The organism is Dyella sedimenti, from assembly GCF_022760995.1.
GTDB classification, from domain to species: Bacteria; Pseudomonadota; Gammaproteobacteria; order Xanthomonadales; family Rhodanobacteraceae; genus Dyella; species Dyella sedimenti.
In genome coordinates this window covers 215,362-232,238 of record NZ_JAKWJO010000007.1, presented here as the reverse complement: position 1 = coordinate 232,238, position 16,877 = coordinate 215,362, and the positions used below count along the sequence as shown (strand labels likewise).

Genomic DNA, 16,877 nt, shown 5'->3' with positions numbered 1-16,877 from the left:
GGAAATTTGTCCGGCGGAATACCGTTCATCGGCAATTTCTTGCCGCTCATCAACGCAAATATTTACGAAATGACTGGAGCCGAGGAGTCTCCCCGCAAAACAGACAGGGGAGCTTCCATGCGGAGTGGATCGCGCCAGCGGGGCGTGTCGTTGATCGAAGTGCTGATGGCCGTGCTGATCTTCAGCGTCGGCCTGATCGGTGTCGCCGGCCTGCTGGTGATGGCGGCGCGCTCCAACCATGCCGCCTACCTGCGCACGCAGGTGGCGTTCCTCGCCGGCAACATGGCCGACCGCATGCGCGCCAATCCGCAGGGCGTGTGGAACGGCGCGTACAACGGAACGAACTTTCCCACCAACGCGAATCAGTCCTGCAACAACAGTCCGTGCACGGCGGCGCAGATCGCCACGCGCGACAAGTACGCGTGGAGCCGGCTGCTGCAGACCCTGCTGCCCGGGGCCGGCGCCACCATCAATTGCACCGGCGTGGATGCGGTGGGCTACAACCCGTCCGGGCAACTGGGTTCGCGCCCGCCCTATGGCGGCAATTGCGAAATGACCATCCGCTGGTCCGAGCGCGGCGCCGGTGACGGCAGCCACAGCGACGCGGCGACGCAGACCTTCGCCTGGGCGTTCCAGCCATGAGGCCGCTTGTCGGACATGGCCAGCGTGGCCTGACCCTGATCGAGCTGATGGTGGCGATGCTGCTGGGCCTGCTGGTGGCGGCCGGCATCATCACGGTGTTCCTCTCCACCTCCAACAGCAACCGCGTGCAGAACCAGCTCGCCATGCTGCAGGAGGAAGGGCGCTACGCCATCGCCCGGCTCACGCGCGACCTGCGCCAGGCCAACGGGCACTACTGCAGCAATTCCGGCGGCCTGGCCAGCCAGACCTCGACGGGCCTGCTGCTGGATGGCCTGCGCGCGCCGACGGTGTATGCCAACGACCTGATGTCGGCGCTGAGCGACGTCAGCACGCCGTGGGGCACCAATCCGTATCCGGCCAAGCCGAACAGTCCCTACTATCTGCCGTCGTTCCTCTCCATGCGTGGCTACGACTGTGATGCCACCACGTGCAGGCCGGCCTTGCCTGCGGGCATTCCCGCCGCGGGCGTGGCGATCGGCCAGCGCGTGGCGGGCTCCAGCGTACTGACGGTGCGTTATCTCGATACCTCGCGCGGCTGGGCATTGGGCGGCACCAGCACGGTGACGACGGCGGCCGATGGCTCCGTGTCCTCCATCAACCTCGTGCCGAAGCCGAATGTCGAGCCACCGCTCGGCGACTTCAAGGCGGGGCACCTGGCCTTGCTCGCCAATTGCTCCAGCGCGGCGATCTTCGCGGTGGACGGCCCAAATGCGGCAGGTCAGCTGTCGCCGGCGGCGGTGGGCACCGACCCGGGCACCAACACCGGCAAGCCGGTGGCGCAGGAACCGCAGTCGGCGCCGCGGTTGTTCGACTTCAACACCGACTACCAGACCGTGACCTACTTCCTGCAGGTGGTGGACGCCGGCAACGGCCAGACCACCGGCGCGCTGGTGCGCCGCGCCAACGGCACCAGCCAGGAAATCGCGCGCGGGGTGGAGCGGCTGGATTTCCTGTATGGCGTGGAAAACGGCGACGGCAACACCAGCATGCTCACCGCCACGCAGATCGACAGCGGCACGTATTGCCCGCCATCGGTGCCGGTCAAGCTGGGCACCGATCCGGGTTGCCTGTGGCGCGCGGTCAAGAGCATCGAGGTGCGCCTGCTGATGAGCGGCCAGCAGCGGCTGCCCACGCTCACCGCCAACGAAACGGTCTATTCGTATGCCGCCGACGGCGATGGCGGCCTGGCCGCGCCGCAGGCGCACGCGATCACCCCGAGCCAGCAGGGCTTTGCCGACCAGATGCTGCGCCGGGAATTCAGCGCGCTGGTGTCGCTGCGCAACTACAACCCGTGAACCGATGGGCACCGTCGTACCGGTGCCAGCTGGAGTCGTCGATGAAGATGTCCGTTCGTTATGCCCCGCCGGTACGCCCGCACCATCAGCGTGGCGCCGTGCTGGTGGTGGCCCTGATCTTCCTGGTGCTGCTGACCATCCTGGCCATCAGCGCCTCCACCCGCTCGCTGTTGCAGGAACGCATGGCCGGCGGCCTGCGCAATGCCCAGCTGGCCGAGATGGCGGCGGAAAGTGCCCTGCGCGGCGCGGAGTGGCGGCTGTGGGTGGCTGGCGGGCAGGGCGGCATCCGCTGCGGCAGCGAGATCATCGTCGATTGCTACGTGTACTCGCCGGCCAACCCCATCGCCAGGGTGGAGACCTTCCGTACCAGCGCGGGCTGGGTGACCGACGGCGCCACCGAATACAAGGGGCACGACGGCGGCTACGACTACACCACGCTGGCGGGCAGCAAGCTCACTTCCGACCAGCGGCTGGTCGCCGTGCTGGCGCACAACCCGCGCTACCTCATCGAGGACCTGGGCGAGGAGCGGCCGCCCGGCACGGGCAGCCAGCACGAGTCCGGCGTCACCAGCAGCACCAACACCGGCGCCGGCAACCCCTCCACGCATATCTATCGCATCACCGCGCGTGGCGTCGGTGGCAGCGAGAACGCGGTGCGGGTGGTCGAGTCCACCTTCGGCGCCAAGAGCAATTGAGAGAACGGAATGTCCACCATATCCATGGCCACGCTTGTCGGATCTCGCCTGCGTCACACCTTGCTCGGCATTGCCATGACGGCCTCGGCCGGCGCCGCCGGCGTATCGATGGCCGGCACGGTGGAGTTGAGCCCCGGGCCGCCGTCGGCCACGACCACGGTGGCGCCGAACCTGGTGCTGACGTTCGATGATTCCGGTTCGATGACCTGGCATCACATGCCGGATGCGCGGCCCTACGATAATAGCAAGGCATGGGTAAACACCAATACTGATCAGCAACAGGGGGACAACTACAACAGGACCTACAACAGTGCCGCGCCTTATCTGTGCGCTGGCGTCATCAATCCGGGTGTCACGGATACTGCCGACCCGCTCTCATGGAGCATGAACGGGGTGTACTTCAACCCCAACAATACCTATGAGCCGCCGATCAAGGCCGACGGCAGCACCATGCCCAATGCGAGCTACGCCGCCGCATGGGAGAACGGCATTGTGGCTAATCGCCCCAATAACCCTGTGACATCCACCAAATTCAACCTGGGCAACTACACTGGCGGAAACTTCTGTGGAAAGACGAGTGGCGGCTACTACAAGTACACAGGCCCGGCCTTGCAGGTGAATGCCAGTACGGGACAGCTCGCCAGCACTACGAGTCTCTACGTCACCGGCAACTGGACCTGGGTATCCGTTACCACCGACGCACAGAAGCAGAACTTCGCCAATTGGTATTCGTACTACCGCACTCGCACCATGGCTGCCGTGTCGTCGGTGTCACGGGCCTTCAGTCCGTTCAATGAGAACGTCCGGCTGGCTTGGCAGAACATCAATGCAAATACCACGGCCAATCCGTGGCTGGCAACGTCGACCCCCGTCTACAAATTCGTCGATGGTGCGGCGACCAACAATGTGCGAACGAGGTTCTACAACTGGCTGTTCGCCATGCCGGCCACTGGAGGTACGCAAAATCGCACTGCGGCGATGCGGGTCGGTAGCTATTTCACTAACCGCACCGGCGCCGCTGACAACAATCCCTACTGGGATCGTGACGTCGGCAAGGAACTGGTCTGCCGACAGAACTTCCATATCCAGATGACGGACGGCATGTGGAATGGCGATACCCCCGCCGCGCAGACGCCGACCGACCGCACGGCCATTGGCGCCATGCCCGACGGGATCGGCAGATTCTCGCTGACGGATCGCGAAAGCCGCATCGTATGGGGTGAGGACAACAACACCGTCGTCACCATGGCCGATATCGCCTTCAAGTACTGGGCGACCGACCTGCAGGCAGGCGTCACCGGCAGCAGCCTGTTCGCCACGGTGGCCAATCGCCGCAAGGTGCCGCCCAGCTTGCCAGACCAGTCGACCAGCCTGTTCGGCACGCCGCTGCCGGCGGATGCCGACCCGCGCAGCAACCGGGAAATCTACTGGAATCCCGCCAACGATCCCGCAACGTGGCCGCATTTGGTGCAGTACATGATCGGCTTCGGCGCCTCCGGCACGCTGACCAACAACGCCACCACCTACCAAAGCCTCCGGTTGGGCACGGGAGGCTTGACCTGGCCGGTTCCCGCTGTTGCTACCGACGACGGCAAGAAGATCGACGACATGTGGCATGCCGCGCTCAACAGCCGTGGCGCCTTCTTCGCCGCCAGCAACCCCGCCGCGCTGACCGATGCGCTCAAGAGCATCATCAACAGCATCGTCTCGCGCAGCACGACGTCGGTGGCGGGCAGTATCAGTGCGGCCGTGCTGACTGATGGCTCGGTGACCTACCAGGCCGGCTATGACACCAACGACTGGAAAGGCAGCCTTACCGCCAACAAGGTGAACACGGACGGCACGATCTCCACCGCCGTGCTGTGGAACGGACGCACCCTGCTGGATACGCGCGCCGCCAAGGGCGACAGCCGCGTGATCCTTACCAGTACGAAGCCTGGCGCCGGCTTCGGCGCGGCATTTACCGGCAGCACGGTGGTCGATGCCATTCGCGCGGTGGACCCGGCTTTCGGCGCGGGTTCCGTGGGCGCCGACCAACTGGCCTGGCTGCGTGGCGACAGGTCCAAGGAGGGCACCAGCTTCCGCCAGCGCAATTCGGTGTTCGGCGCGGTCATCAATGCCCAGACGCTGTACGTGGCCGAGCCGAACAACGGCTATCGCGACGTCTGGCCCGCTGGTTCGGACGAAGCCAAGGGCGTGGCGGCGGGCAAGAGCTACGAGCAGTTCCGCGCCGACCACGCCAAGCGTGCGCCGACCCTCTACGTGGCGGCCAACGACGGCATGCTGCACGCCTTCGACGCCACCACCGAGGCGACGACGGCGGACAGCGTGGACGTCAAGCCCGACCCGGGTGCCGAGCGCTGGGCCTACGTGCCTTATTCGGTGTATGGACGGTTGGCGGGCTGGTCGGCGCTCAAGGATTTCAGCTTCATGCCCTCCGTGGACGGCACGCCGGTCAGCCGCGACGTGTATTTCGGCGAGGGAGCCGGCAAGGGCTGGCACACCCTGCTGGTAGGCGGGCTGCGGCTGGGCGGTCGCGGCGTGTATGCGCTGGATATCACCGAGCCCACGGCCAGCCAGGGTGGCACCTCCGGCAAGGTGATGGGGCCGGCCGACAAGGTGCTGTGGGAGTTCAGCAGCGCCACCGCCACCACGGGCGACGGCGACCCGGCCAACCTGGGCTATACGTATGGACGTCCGAACATCGGGCGCCTCGCCACCGGCAAATGGGTGGTGCTGGTGCCGGGCGGCTATTTCCCCAGCGGCAGCACCGAGCCGGCGGCCCGCAACACCTTCAGCTCGCTGTTCGTGCTCGATGCGCAGACCGGCAAGCTGATCCGCGAGCTGAAGACGCCCACCTCCGTTACCGGCATCAGCGGGGACATCGAGAGCTACGGCCTGACCACGCCGGTGATGGGCGACTACAACAGCGACCAGATCGACGACGTGGCCTTCGCCGGCGACCTGCTGGGCCATATGTGGCGCTTCGACTTCACCAGCAGCGATCCGGCCGGTTGGCGGGTGGACCTGCTCTATCGGCCGCAGAACCCCGGCTATCAGCCGGTGACGGTGATGCCGCGCCTGTTCCCCGACCCGACCACGGGCGGTTTCATCGTGCTGTTCGGCACCGGCAAATACCTGGGCGGCAAGGACAACGTCATCGACGACAACACCCGCGTGCAGTCGATCTACGGCCTGCGCGACACTGGCGTGGCGGGGCAGGCCACGGTGTTTGGTGGCAGTGCGGCCACGCCGCTGGTGAAGCAGACCATGGTGGAAATGCTGGGCGTGCGCGGCCTGACCATGAATCCGGTGCCGGCCAGGACCGAGGCCGGCGTGGCGATACGCGGCTGGTACATCGACCTGAACCTTGCCGGCGCCAAGGGCGAGCGCGTGGTGGTGGACGCCTCGGCCGTCTTCAGCACCAACCAGGCAGTGCTGACCACGCTGATTCCGCAGAACAACGATCCCTGCGATCCCGAGCCACGCGGCGCCCTGATGGTGCTCGACGCGGCCACGGGACAGGCCAGCCTGGGCGGCAATATCGGCGCCATCACCGGCTGGCCGGACGGCTACGCGCAGGCCGGCCTGCGCGTGAAGAACCCACCCACCGGCGGTTCCCTGCCGATCGCCTCGGCGATGGGCGGCGGCATCGCCTATATCCCGGGCATCACCTCCGACGCCAGCGTCGAGGGCGGCAACGGCGGCACGCCTTCCTTCGGCATACCGCTGTGGCGTCGTCGCTCGTGGCGATCCTTGAACGATGCGCAATAAGAGGTCCGATGACATGTCCAGGACACGAGGCTTCACCCTGGTCGAGCTGATGGTGGTGGTGGCGATCATCGCCATCCTGGCGGCGGTGGCGATTCCCGCCTACGGCCGCTATGCCTTCCGCGCGCGCCGCGCGGAGGGCCAGCAACTGCTGCTGCACATCGCCAATGCGCAGGAGCGCTACTACGCCACCTACAACCGCTATGGCGACCTGGCCGCCATCGGCTACGGCGCCGGCAATACGGCGACCTCCGAGCATCGGTACTACCAGGCGGCAGTGGACGTGGTGGACGACGGACAGGGTTATACCGCCACCGCCACGCCGCAGGGCCCGCAGCAGGGCGACACGTGCGGCAACCTTGCGTTGACCAGTACCGGCGCCAAGTCGCCCACGGCGGCGGATGCCGCCGCCAACAGCAACGGCAGTTGCTGGTGAATGCGATGAACGGACAAGGCAAGCGGGCACGCGGCGTCACCCTGCTCGAACTGATGGTGACCCTGGCGGTACTGGCGGTACTGGCGATGATCGCGGTGCCGAACCTGAGCGATGTGATGCGGCGCCACCGGGTTGGCAGCGTGACGGGACAGCTGCGAGCCGACCTGGCCTATGCCCGCGCGGAAGCGGTGACACGCGGCAGCTTCGTATCGATCTGCGCCAGCAGCACGGGCGAGGCATGCAACGGCTCGGCGGACTACGCCACCGGCTGGATCGTCTACAGCCACCCGGCGGGCGCCGCGGGCGCGGACCAGGCCTACGACGCCGGCAAGGACGGCTTCGCCCTGCTGCGCGCGATGGACGCGCCCACCGGCATCGCCATCCAGGCAACCGATGGCGACGTCATCAGCTATGGCCAGCAAGGCCAACTCAAGCGTAACCTGCCGGGCGACACCTACGACTTCCGCATCTGCTCCCGGCCGTCGGGCGGCCAGCCCGAGAACACCACCAGCGTGCCGGGCAGCGTGGTGCGCATCACCGGTGCGGGCATGGTGATGTCGCAGGCGATGGCATTGGGGGACGCTTGCCTGTGATGAGGGATGGGTGTCGGGGGGATATGTGCGGATGGCGGAAGCATTCCTCCCAGCACAGGGCGCCAATCGCCCCCCTGTAGGAGCGCACCCTGTGCGCGACTGCTTTCCGCCTCATGGCTCGTCATCCCGGCGCACCCCACAAAAGGGGGCAAGGGCCGGGATCCAGTAGCGCCGGTTTCCGGTGGCGACCGGCTCGACTGCTATCTGTCAGGCGCGCTGGTGCATGGCACCTCGCGAGGTTCGCAAGCATATCGAGCAATGGTTAGCCGACTACAACCGCGAGATTCCGCGAGCCGCCATGCAGTCGCTCCCACAAGCCCGAATGACGCCGCATGGATTGCCCGGTGGCGGCCGCCAGCGTGTCTTTCGGGCCGACCAGGCTGAACCAGCGGCGGGCGCGGGTGATGCCGGTGTAGAGCAGTTCGCGTGTGAGCACGGCGCTGGCCGTTTCGGGCAGCACCAGGGCGGCGTGGTCGAACTCCGAGCCCTGCGACTTGTGCACGGTCATGGCGTAGACCGTCTCGCGCTCGCCCAGGCGCGCGGGCTGCACGAAGCGGATGCGCGTGGTTGCGCCACCCGCGTCACCGGGCACCTCGAAGGCCACGCGCAGCCGTAGCGCGCCGTGCTCGTCGGGCACGCGCAGGGCGATGCCGACGTCGCCGTTCATCAGGCCCAGGCTGTAGTCGTTGCGCGTCACCAGCACGGGGCGGCCTTCGTACCATTCATGGCCGCCTTCGATCAGGCCGGCCTGCTGCAGGATGCCGGCGATCTGGCGGTTGAGTCCTTCCGCGCCGTAGGGGCCCTGGCGCAGCGCGCATAGCAACTGGAACCCGGCGAAGGCGTGCAGCACGCCGCGCGCCCAGGTCTCGAAGGCCTCGCTGCCCGCCAAGGGTTGCGGGCGCTCGCGCCGCAGCCATGCCAGGTAATGCCGGTAGCCTTGCGGTGTGTCGCCATCGGCGCGCGCGGCGAAGTTGCCCGCGCCGCCATGCAGTACCAGCTCGGCCAGGCGTCCGGCGCTGTCCAGCCAGGCGACGTCGGTGTGCGGCTGGCCGAGCCATGTCGTCACCGCGTCGGCATCGCCACGGTTCACCCGCTGCGCCAGCGTGCCGATGCCGCTGTCCGCACCGAAGCGGTGGCTGTGCCGCAGCATGGCCACGTGCTGGTCCAGCGGCTGTGCGTCGTCGCTCACCCAGGCGGCGAGGTCGTCGCCGGTGGTGGCGCGCAGCCAGTCGGCGGTGGCCTGGCTGTAGTGCGCCGCCTCGGCACGACGGCACAGGTCGCCGAGCACGGCGCCGGCTTCCACCGAGGAAAGCTGGTCCTTGTCGCCAAGCAGGATCAAGCGAGCGTTGCCGGGCAGGGCATCCAGCACGGCGGACATCATCTCCAGGTCGATCATCGAGGCTTCGTCGATGACCAGCACGTCCAGGTGCAGCGGGTTGCCAGCGTCATGGCGGAAGCGGCGCGTGTCCGGCCGTGCGCCGAGCAGGCGGTGCAGGGTATCGACCTGGCTGGGAATGGTGAGGCGGACGGCTTCGTCCACGTCGAGCCGGGCGACCTGGGTGCCAATGGCGGCCTGCAGGCGCGCGGCGGCCTTGCCGGTGGGCGCGGCGAGGCGGATGCGCAGCGGGCGTGGCGCGTCCTGCCGATGCAAGGTTTGCAGCAGGCCGAGCAGGCGTACCACGGTGGTGGTCTTGCCGGTGCCGGGGCCGCCGGTGATGACGGTGAAGCGGCCACGCGCGGCGAGGGCACAGGCTACGCGCTGCCAGTCCGTGCCGCTCGTGGCGTCGGGAAACAGCCGCGCCAGCGGTTGCGCGAGCGACGGCGGCACGTCCATGGGCTGCGCCAGGCGGCGGGTGATGGCCTGTGCCACGCGCCACTCGTGATTCCAGTAGCGGCGCAGGTAGAGGCGGCTGCCGTCGAGCACCAGCGGCGAGCCTTCGTTGGCCGCGTCGCCGGGCACGGCGAGCAGGGCAGTGCGGAGAAGCCGCGAATGGTCGCCGGCGGCTTCGCCGATCGCCTTGCGCCAGGCGGCGGGCCATGCGGCCTCGTCGGCGAGCGCGGACCAGTCCGACAGGTCCAGGCACAGGTGGCCGTCCGCGTGCTGGCGGCTCACCACTGCGCCGAGCAGCGGCAGCACCGCTGGCGCGGAGGCGTCCTGCTCCGCGAGAAAACGGGCGAAGGCCCGGTCGAGCGGGCGCAGCCAGCCGTGCGCCTCGGCCGCGTCGAGCAGGGGTAGCCCGGTATCATGCGGCATGGGCGTGGCCTCCCTCGGCGAACAGGCGGTCGAGCGCGTCGATCAGCGCCAGCGGAAGTCGCTCGCGGTGCACGCCGTGGCCCGCGCCGTCGATGCCGCGCAGGTACAGGTAGGCCACGCCGCCCATGTGGCGGTGGTAGTCGTAGCCGGGCAGGCGCGCGCGCAACTGGCGGTGCAGGGCCAGCGTGTAGAGCGCGTATTGCAGGTCGTAGCGCTCGCGCAGGATCGAGTCGCGCATGGCCGCCGGCGTATAGGCGCCGGCATCGTTGCCCAGCCGGTTGGACTTGTAGTCGATCACGTAATAGCGGCCCTGATGCTCGACCACCAGGTCGATGAAACCCTTGAGCAGGCCGTTGATGCGCTCGGGCTGCAGCGGCGTGCGCGCCACGCCGCCGAGCGTGTGCGCGGTGACCAGCCGGTCCAGCGCCAGCGTGTCGACGCGATGCGCCTCGAACCAGAATTCCATCTCGGCGTAATAGCCGTCCATTTGGGCGAGGCTTGCCGAGACGCCGTCGGCCAGCGGCAGCGGCGCGCGCAGCAGGGCGGGCAGCCAATCCATCAGCATGCGTATCTCGGCCTGCCAGCCACGCCGCTGGCAGCGGCGCGCGATTTCCTTCTCCATACCGGCGGTGTCGGCCAGCACGGCGGCGAAGCCCTCGTCCGCCGCCCATTCGAGCAGGTCGTGCAGGAAGGTGCCGGCCTGCGCGCCGGCATGGAAGGCATGCATGCCGCGCGCGGGCAGCGGCGTGTCGGCGAGGGGGGCGGGCTGCGCGGCGTCTTGCTCGATCAGCACGTCCTGCGCGGGCGTTTCCGGCGCGGGCAGGCGCACGTCGTCCGCCTCGGCGTACTTGAGCGAGCTGTAGCTGGCCACCCACCAGGATTCCTGCGCGGGGCCGCCATAGCGGCGAGCCTCGCCGAGCGGCGCGATGTCCTCCTCCGTGGCATGCAGGGTATGTTCGCCCGCCGGCGCCAGGGTATGGATGGCGATGCCGGGATGGCCGCCGCGCAGTGCTTCCAGCCGGTCCATCAGGTCGCCGGGCTGGATCGTCTCTCCGCCGGACAGCACGTAGCCGAACGCCGACTTGTGCAGCGCCAGGCTGCGGCTGGCGCCGGCGCGGATGGTCGCGACGCCCAGCCAGCAGGCATGGCGGGCGCGGGTAAGCGCGACGTAGAGCAGGCGCAGGTCTTCCTGCAGGCGTTCGCGCTCGGCCTGTGCCCAGGTGGCATCGTCGGCGCACAGGTCCATGCGCGCCTCGCCCTGCGCGTCGTGCCAGAGGAAGCTGCCGCGCGGATCGACCTCGCGCACGGTGCACACGAAGGGCAGCAGCACCAGCGGGTACTCCAGGCCCTTGGACTTGTGCACGGTCACCACCTTGACCAGGGCAGCCTCGCTTTCCAGGCGCACGATCGGGTCTTCCGCCGTGGCCGGCGAGGCATCGGAAGCCGCCGCCATCTGCGCGGCGAGGTGGCGGATCAGTGCGTGCTCGCCGTCGAGGCTGGTGGCGGCATGCTGCAGCAGCTCGGCCAGATGGAGCAGGTTGGTGAGCGCGCGCTCGCCATCGATGCGGCCGAGCAGGCGCGCGGGCAGATCGAAGGCATGCAGCAGGTCGTGCAGCATCGCCAGCACGCCGTGGCGGCGCCAGGTTTCGTGCAACTGGCGGAATCGCTCGCCGCAGGCTTCCCAGTAGTGCTCGTCGCCGTTGAGCCGGTCCAGCTCGGCGTCGCCCTGGCCCAGCGTGGGCGTGGCCAGCGCCGCGCGCATCGCGCGGTCCGAGCCCGGCGCCGCGCAGGCCTGCAGCCAGCGCAGCAGGTCGGCGGCCTCGGGGGAGGCATACACCGAGTCGCGGTCGGAGAGGTAGACGCTCTTCAGGCCACGGCACTGCATGGCCTGGCGTACCCTGGCGGCCTCGTTGCCGTTGCGCACCAGGATGGCGATGTCGCCGGGCGCCAGTGGCGTGAGCGTGCCATCCGCGCCCAGGAAGCCGCAGCGGCCCCGCTGTGCGGCGGCGAGCAGGCGCACCAGGTAGGCGGCGGCGTGCTCCGCCATCAGGCCGAGGTAGGCTGAGCTGGCGATGGCCTCCTGGCCCGGCTCGACGGCCAGTTCCAGGGGCGGCAGCGGTTGCCCGTCGAGTACCAGCGTCTCGTCCCGCCCGCGCGCCTCGACCGGATGGAAGGGCAGGGCGTGCCGGCCGCGCCCGAAGGCGAAGGCGCCGTCGGCATGTGCATCGGCGTGCTCGAATACGCGGTTAACCGCCTCGACCAGTGCCCCGGTGGAGCGGTAGTTGGTGTCCAGCGTCCAGGTGGGTTGGCTCGCGCTGTCGCGCGCGCGCAGGTAGGTGTGGATGTCCGCGCCGCGAAAGCCGTAGATGGCCTGCTTGGGATCGCCGATCAGCAGCAGCCCCTTGTCCGCGCGGCCGGCATAGATGCGCCGGAAGATGCGCCATTGCAGCGGATCGGTGTCCTGGAACTCGTCGATCAGCGCGACCGGGTATTGCGCGGCGATGGTGTCGGCCAGCCGCGTGCCCGATGCGCCGTGCAGCGCGCCATCCAGGCGCCGCAGCATGTCGTCGAAGCCGAGCAGGGAGCGGCGCTGCTTGGTTTGCTCCATGCGCTGCGATACCCAGCGCAGCGCGTGGGCGCGCACGGCGGCCTGCAGGGGATCGAGCTGGGCGCATGCTTCCACACAGGCCTCGATGGCTTCGAAGGCGGCATGGCCGAACGGCGCGGCGTTCCTGTTCCTGGCGCGATTCAGCTCGCCCTGCGCGTAGCGTCGCAGCGTGGCTTCGCCAGCGGACTGGCCTAGCGACCATAGGCGCAGTTCCGCCAGTTCCGCCATCACCTTGTCGCGCTTCATCTTGTTGCCGTTGAAGCCGCCGGCCTGCAACGCCTCGGCGAACATCGACTCGATGGCATCCACGTGCTCGCGCCAGCACTGCCGCGCGGCCGCCTCGGCTTGGCCGGCGGCGGCCACCGCCTCGCGGAATGCGGCCATCACCGGTTCGGGATCGGGCAACGGCCGGCCTTGCAGCCGAAGGTTTTCCAGCGGCTGGCCCAGCAGCGGGCGCAAGGCTTTCTGCAACGCGGCGGGGTCCTTCCACCAGCGCGCGACCCATGCCGCGCCGTCACGGTCGAGCGGGAAGAAGTGGCAGCGCCAGTAGTCGCGCACGGTATCGGCCAGCAGCGCACCCTCGTCGACGTCGGTGTCCTGCTCGAACGGATGGCCGCTGTCGAAGGCATGCTGGCCGAGCATGCGTTGGCACCAGGCATGGATGGTGTGGATGGCCGCCTCGTCCATCCACTGCGAGGCCAGTTCCAGCTGGCGTGCGGCGCGTGCGCGCGCTTCCTCGCCGGGATAGGCGGCGAGCAGTTCATCGAGGAAGCCGTCCGGCATGCGCCGGCCGCGGAACACATCGGCGGCCTCGCCCAGCCGTTCGCGGATGCGCTCGCGCAGCTCGGCGGTAGCCGCCTTGGTGAAGGTGAGCACCAGGATCTGCGAGGGCAGCAACGGCTTCCCGCCAGGCAGGCCGTGGCCCAGCACCAGGCGCAGGTAGAGCGCGGCGATGGTCCAGGTCTTGCCGGTGCCCGCGCTCGCCTCGATCAGCTGGGTGCCCTGCAGCGGCAGTTGCAAGGGTTGCAGTGGCGCGCTGGCGGTCATGGGGCGATCTCCAGCGAGGCCACCGCCAGCAGCGGACGGTAGAGCGAAAGCCATGCGGTGAAGCCGCCGTCCCGCAGCGCCTGGAAATTGGGCCAGGCGCGGGCGAGGTAGGCGTCGCCGCGCACCTCGCCGCTGCCCGGGGCGAAGTCGCTGCCCTCGTAGCACTGCTGCGCCTGCCTGCCGGCCTTGTCCGGATCGTCCTGCTGCAGCCAGGCGAATGCCGTCTTGCGCGCCAGCGGCAGCGGCGCCTCCATGCCCGCGCGCAGCGCTCCCAGCAGTTCATCGGACCACGCCTGCGCTTCGTGCGGTTCCAGCGGACGCAGCGCCACTTGCGCATGCGCGCCGATCACGCGCGTTTCCAGCGACAGGCCATGGACGTGCGCCAGCAGGTGGTGCACCCAGGCGGCGACCAGCTTGTCGTGGCGGATCGCGCCGTTCTTCTGGCGCAGCTCGCCGATGGCCAGTTCCAGGCGCACATGGGTCGAGGCATCGCCCTGGCGCAGGTCGGTCAGCCAGTCCTCGACGACAAGGCCATGCGCTTCGCCGCGCAGCTCGATCTTCTCCTCGCGCAGCGGCCAGCGCCGGCACGCGGCCAGCCAGGCCGAGGCCAGCTCGCGGCCATCGCGCGCCAGCGCTTCCCGCTGCAGCGCGCCGAATCCACCGGGCGGCAGCGCGCCTTGCCGGGCGAGCTGTTGCGTGGCGGCCTCTACCGCGCCGGCATCCTGGGCCAGGATGGCCGCGCGTACCACGGCAGCGGTGGCGAGGTGGTTCTCCAGCGCGTCGAGTCCGAAGGGTTCGTCGTTGGCGGCTTCCTCGTCCAGCTCGCCGAAATGCACTTTCAGCCGCTGGTTGTAGAAATAGCGCACGGGCCGCGCCAGGAACGCCTGCAATGGCGCGATGCCCAGGGGCGCGTCCGGTTGCCAGGGCGGTAGCGGACCAGCGGTTGGCGTTTCGTGTCCACGCAGGGCCTGGCGCCATTCGCGCGCATAGGTGAACAGCCGCGCGTCGCCGGCATCGAAGTAGCGGCGGCTGAAGGGCTGCAGCGGATGCTCGGTGGTCATCGCCGCGAGCAGCGTCTTGCCGTTGGCGGGGTCGCCGGCATCGTCGCCTTCGCGGTGCCAGCCGGCGGCGAGGTAGTCGCGCAGCTGGCCGACCAGCACGGATGGCGGCAGTGGGGCGTTGTCGCGCGCGTTGCGGCCCACCCAGCTGAGGTAGAGCGTGTCGCGCGCGGATACCAGCGCTTCCAGGAATAGGTAGCGGTCATCCTCGCGCCGCGAGCGGTCGCCGGGCCGGGCCTGTCCGGGCTGCGCCATCAGGTCGAAGTCGGCGGGCGCCTGGCGGCGCGGGTAGTCGCCGTCGTTCATGCCCAGCAGGCAGACCACGCGGAAGGGAATGGCGCGCATCGGCATCAGCGTGCAGAAGCTCACCGCGCCGCCCATGAATCGCTGCGACAGGCGGCTTTCGTCGATGGCTCGCAGCCAGTGCTCGCGCACGATGCCCAGCGGCAACGGCAGCGCGCATTGCGCCTCGGCGCAGGCTTCCTCCCAGGCGTCGAGCGCATCGCCCAGGCGGGCCAGGCGGTCGCCGTCGATAGGATCGCCGGCATCGAAGAAATCCAGCAGCAGGCTATGCAGCCGCTCGCGCCACGCGGTGGGCGTGGCCGGCTCGCGCAGTGCATGCCAGTAGTGTTCGAGACGGTCGAGCAGATCGACCAGCGGGCCCACGCGTTCGGCGTCGAGCCCTCCCACTTCGTCGTAGGGCACGATCCCTTGCCAGGTGGCGCCTTCGCCCACGGCATAGCCGAGCAGCATGCGGCGCAGGCCGAAGCGCCAGCTGTTCTGTTCCAGGGCGGGCAGATCCAGGCTCTGCTTCTGCGCGGCGTCCAGGCCCCAGCGGATGCCGGCGCCCTCGATCCAGCGCCGCAGCGTCGGCAGGCCGCCTTCCTCGATACGGAAGCGGGTGCGCAGCGCGGGCACGTCGAGCAGGTCCAGCAGGTCGCTGACCGCGAAGCGGGATTCGGGCAGAGACAACAGATGCTCCAGCGCCACCATCAGGGGCGCCGCGCCGCGGCTGGGCTGGTCGGCCAGGGCGTAGGGCAGGTGGCGTGGATCGTCCGGCGGGATGCGCCCGAACACGGCCTGCACATGCGGGGCATAGGTCTGGATGTCCGGCACCATCACGATCACGTCGCGCGGGGACAATGGCCGGCCTTCGCGCGCGGCGCGCTCAAACAGGGCGAGCAACTGGTCGTGCAGCACTTCCACCTCGCGCTGCGGGCCGTGCGCCACGTGGAAGCGCACGGACGGATCGTCGGCGCGCCAGGGCCTGCGCTGCGCGGGCGTGGGTGGCAGCGGTTCCAGGTCGAGGATGGCCTGCTGCACCTGCTGCAGCAGCGTGTCGCGCCCGGCGTCGTTGAACACGTCGATGCTGCGGTGGATGGCGGCCAACTGCTGGCGGTAGCCCTCCGGCTGGTCGAAGGCGTCGAGCAGGCGGATATAGTCGCGGCCCTGCCGGCCCCACGCCGCGAGCAGCGGATTGGCGTGCAGGTGCAGGTCCTCGTAGCGCGGTTCGGCGGGCAGGCCAGGCTTGCCCGCCTGGCGGCGCTGGCTGGCCTTGAGCAGCTCGCGGTCCTCGATGATGTCGGCCCAGTAGTGCCGGCACGGGTTGGCCACCAGCAGCAGCACCTGGCTGAAGCGCGAGAGCGCGGTAAGCGCCTCCAGCGTCTGCTGCGGCAGCGAGGAGATACCGAACACCACGATGCGCCGCGGCAGCGCGGCGGGGCGCGCCTGCAGCTGGCCGATGCGTTGCAGGAACGCCTGGTGCACGGCGGCACGGTGGTTGTGGCGTTGCTCGCCCACGTCGTCGAGCAGCAGCTGCCATAGCCGCGCCTGCCAACGCTGGTCGGCGGCCAAGGGGGCGTGCTGGCCGCGCAAGTCGTCGCGCAGCCGGTAATGGCCCTGTTCCCAGTCGGCCAGCCAGTCGGCGCGATAGACCTGGTACTGGTCGAACAGGTCGGCCACGCGCTCGGCCAGCTGGAAACGCTTGCGCTCGTCGGGATCGTCGTGGAGGAAGTCGCGCAGCGGCGCGAAATCCGCCTCGTGCAGATGCGCGGGCAGCAGGCGCAGCAGGCGCCAGGCCAGCCGCGACTTGTCGAAAGGCGAGGTGGTGGGCACCGCCTCGCGGCCCAGGACGCTGCGATAGGCGGACCACAGGAAGCGTCCCGGCAACTGCACGTCCACCGCCGCGCTGATGCCCAGGCCGCCCGCCTCCACTGGCCGCGCCAGCGCCCACTTCAGCCACTGCGCGATGCCGTTGCTCTGCACCAGCATCAGCTCGTCCTCCAGCGGGCGCAGCGGCGCGCGCGCCAGCCATGCGGCCAGCAGATCGCGCAGGTCTTCCATGCGATTGCCATGGACGACCATCAGGCCCGGCGTGATCGGGGCCTCCAGGGGAAGGTCCAGGGTATGGCTCACGGCTGGGACGGGGCGGGTTCGCTCATGGCGGGCATTCTCGCCGAGAGGGTGGGAGGATGTCGC

The 16,877-nt window shown here is 69.2% G+C and carries 9 protein-coding genes; 6 read left to right on the top strand and 3 right to left on the bottom strand.

All coding sequences use genetic code 11. The features are described from left to right. Positions 1-117 precede the first annotated feature (117 nt). Genes pilV through MJ605_RS15385 form a run of 6 tightly spaced genes read left to right on the top strand, consistent with a single transcriptional unit; the run spans position 118 to position 7,432 of the window. Complete coding sequence (gene pilV / locus MJ605_RS15415) at positions 118-642, top strand: type IV pilus modification protein PilV (RefSeq protein WP_243042430.1); 525 nt, start codon at positions 118-120, stop codon at positions 640-642. After that, the gene (locus MJ605_RS15410; protein ID WP_243042429.1) at positions 639-1,937 is read left to right on the top strand and encodes a PilW family protein; all 1,299 of its coding nucleotides are present in this window, start codon (positions 639-641) and stop codon (positions 1,935-1,937) included. Before pilV ends, MJ605_RS15410 begins: the two co-directional genes overlap by 4 nt. A 41-nt stretch (positions 1,938-1,978) precedes the next feature. Continuing rightward, positions 1,979-2,632: a pilus assembly PilX family protein gene (locus MJ605_RS15405; RefSeq protein WP_243042428.1), complete on the top strand. Its 654-nt coding sequence runs from the start codon at positions 1,979-1,981 to the stop codon at positions 2,630-2,632. Between the two features lie 9 nt (positions 2,633-2,641). After that, on the top strand, positions 2,642-6,406 hold the full coding sequence (locus MJ605_RS15400; protein ID WP_243042427.1) for a pilus assembly protein: 3,765 nt from the start codon (positions 2,642-2,644) through the stop codon (positions 6,404-6,406). A 13-nt stretch (positions 6,407-6,419) separates the two neighbouring features. Next, positions 6,420-6,839: a type IV pilin protein gene (locus tag MJ605_RS15390; RefSeq protein ID WP_279237599.1), complete on the top strand. Its 420-nt coding sequence runs from the start codon at positions 6,420-6,422 to the stop codon at positions 6,837-6,839. A gap of 5 nt (positions 6,840-6,844) precedes the next feature. Beyond that, positions 6,845-7,432, top strand: a complete 588-nt coding sequence (locus tag MJ605_RS15385; protein ID WP_243042426.1) for a GspH/FimT family pseudopilin — start codon at positions 6,845-6,847, stop codon at positions 7,430-7,432. A 262-nt stretch (positions 7,433-7,694) separates the two neighbouring features. Here the strand turns inward: MJ605_RS15385 and recD are convergent, their stop codons facing one another. Genes recD through recC form a run of 3 tightly spaced genes read right to left on the bottom strand, consistent with a single transcriptional unit; the run spans position 7,695 to position 16,814 of the window. Further along, the gene (gene recD, locus MJ605_RS15380) at positions 7,695-9,686 is read right to left on the bottom strand and encodes an exodeoxyribonuclease V subunit alpha (RefSeq protein WP_243042425.1); all 1,992 of its coding nucleotides are present in this window, start codon (positions 9,684-9,686) and stop codon (positions 7,695-7,697) included. Further along, positions 9,676-13,341, bottom strand: coding sequence for an exodeoxyribonuclease V subunit beta (gene recB, locus MJ605_RS15375; RefSeq protein WP_243042424.1), 3,666 nt, complete (start codon positions 13,339-13,341; stop codon positions 9,676-9,678). The genes recD and recB overlap by 11 nt, the downstream gene beginning before the upstream one ends. Continuing rightward, a complete protein-coding gene (gene recC / locus MJ605_RS15370; protein ID WP_243042423.1) occupies positions 13,338-16,814 on the bottom strand; it encodes an exodeoxyribonuclease V subunit gamma in 3,477 nt (1,158 codons plus the stop codon). The genes recB and recC overlap by 4 nt, the downstream gene beginning before the upstream one ends. Positions 16,815-16,877: the final 63 nt, after the last annotated feature.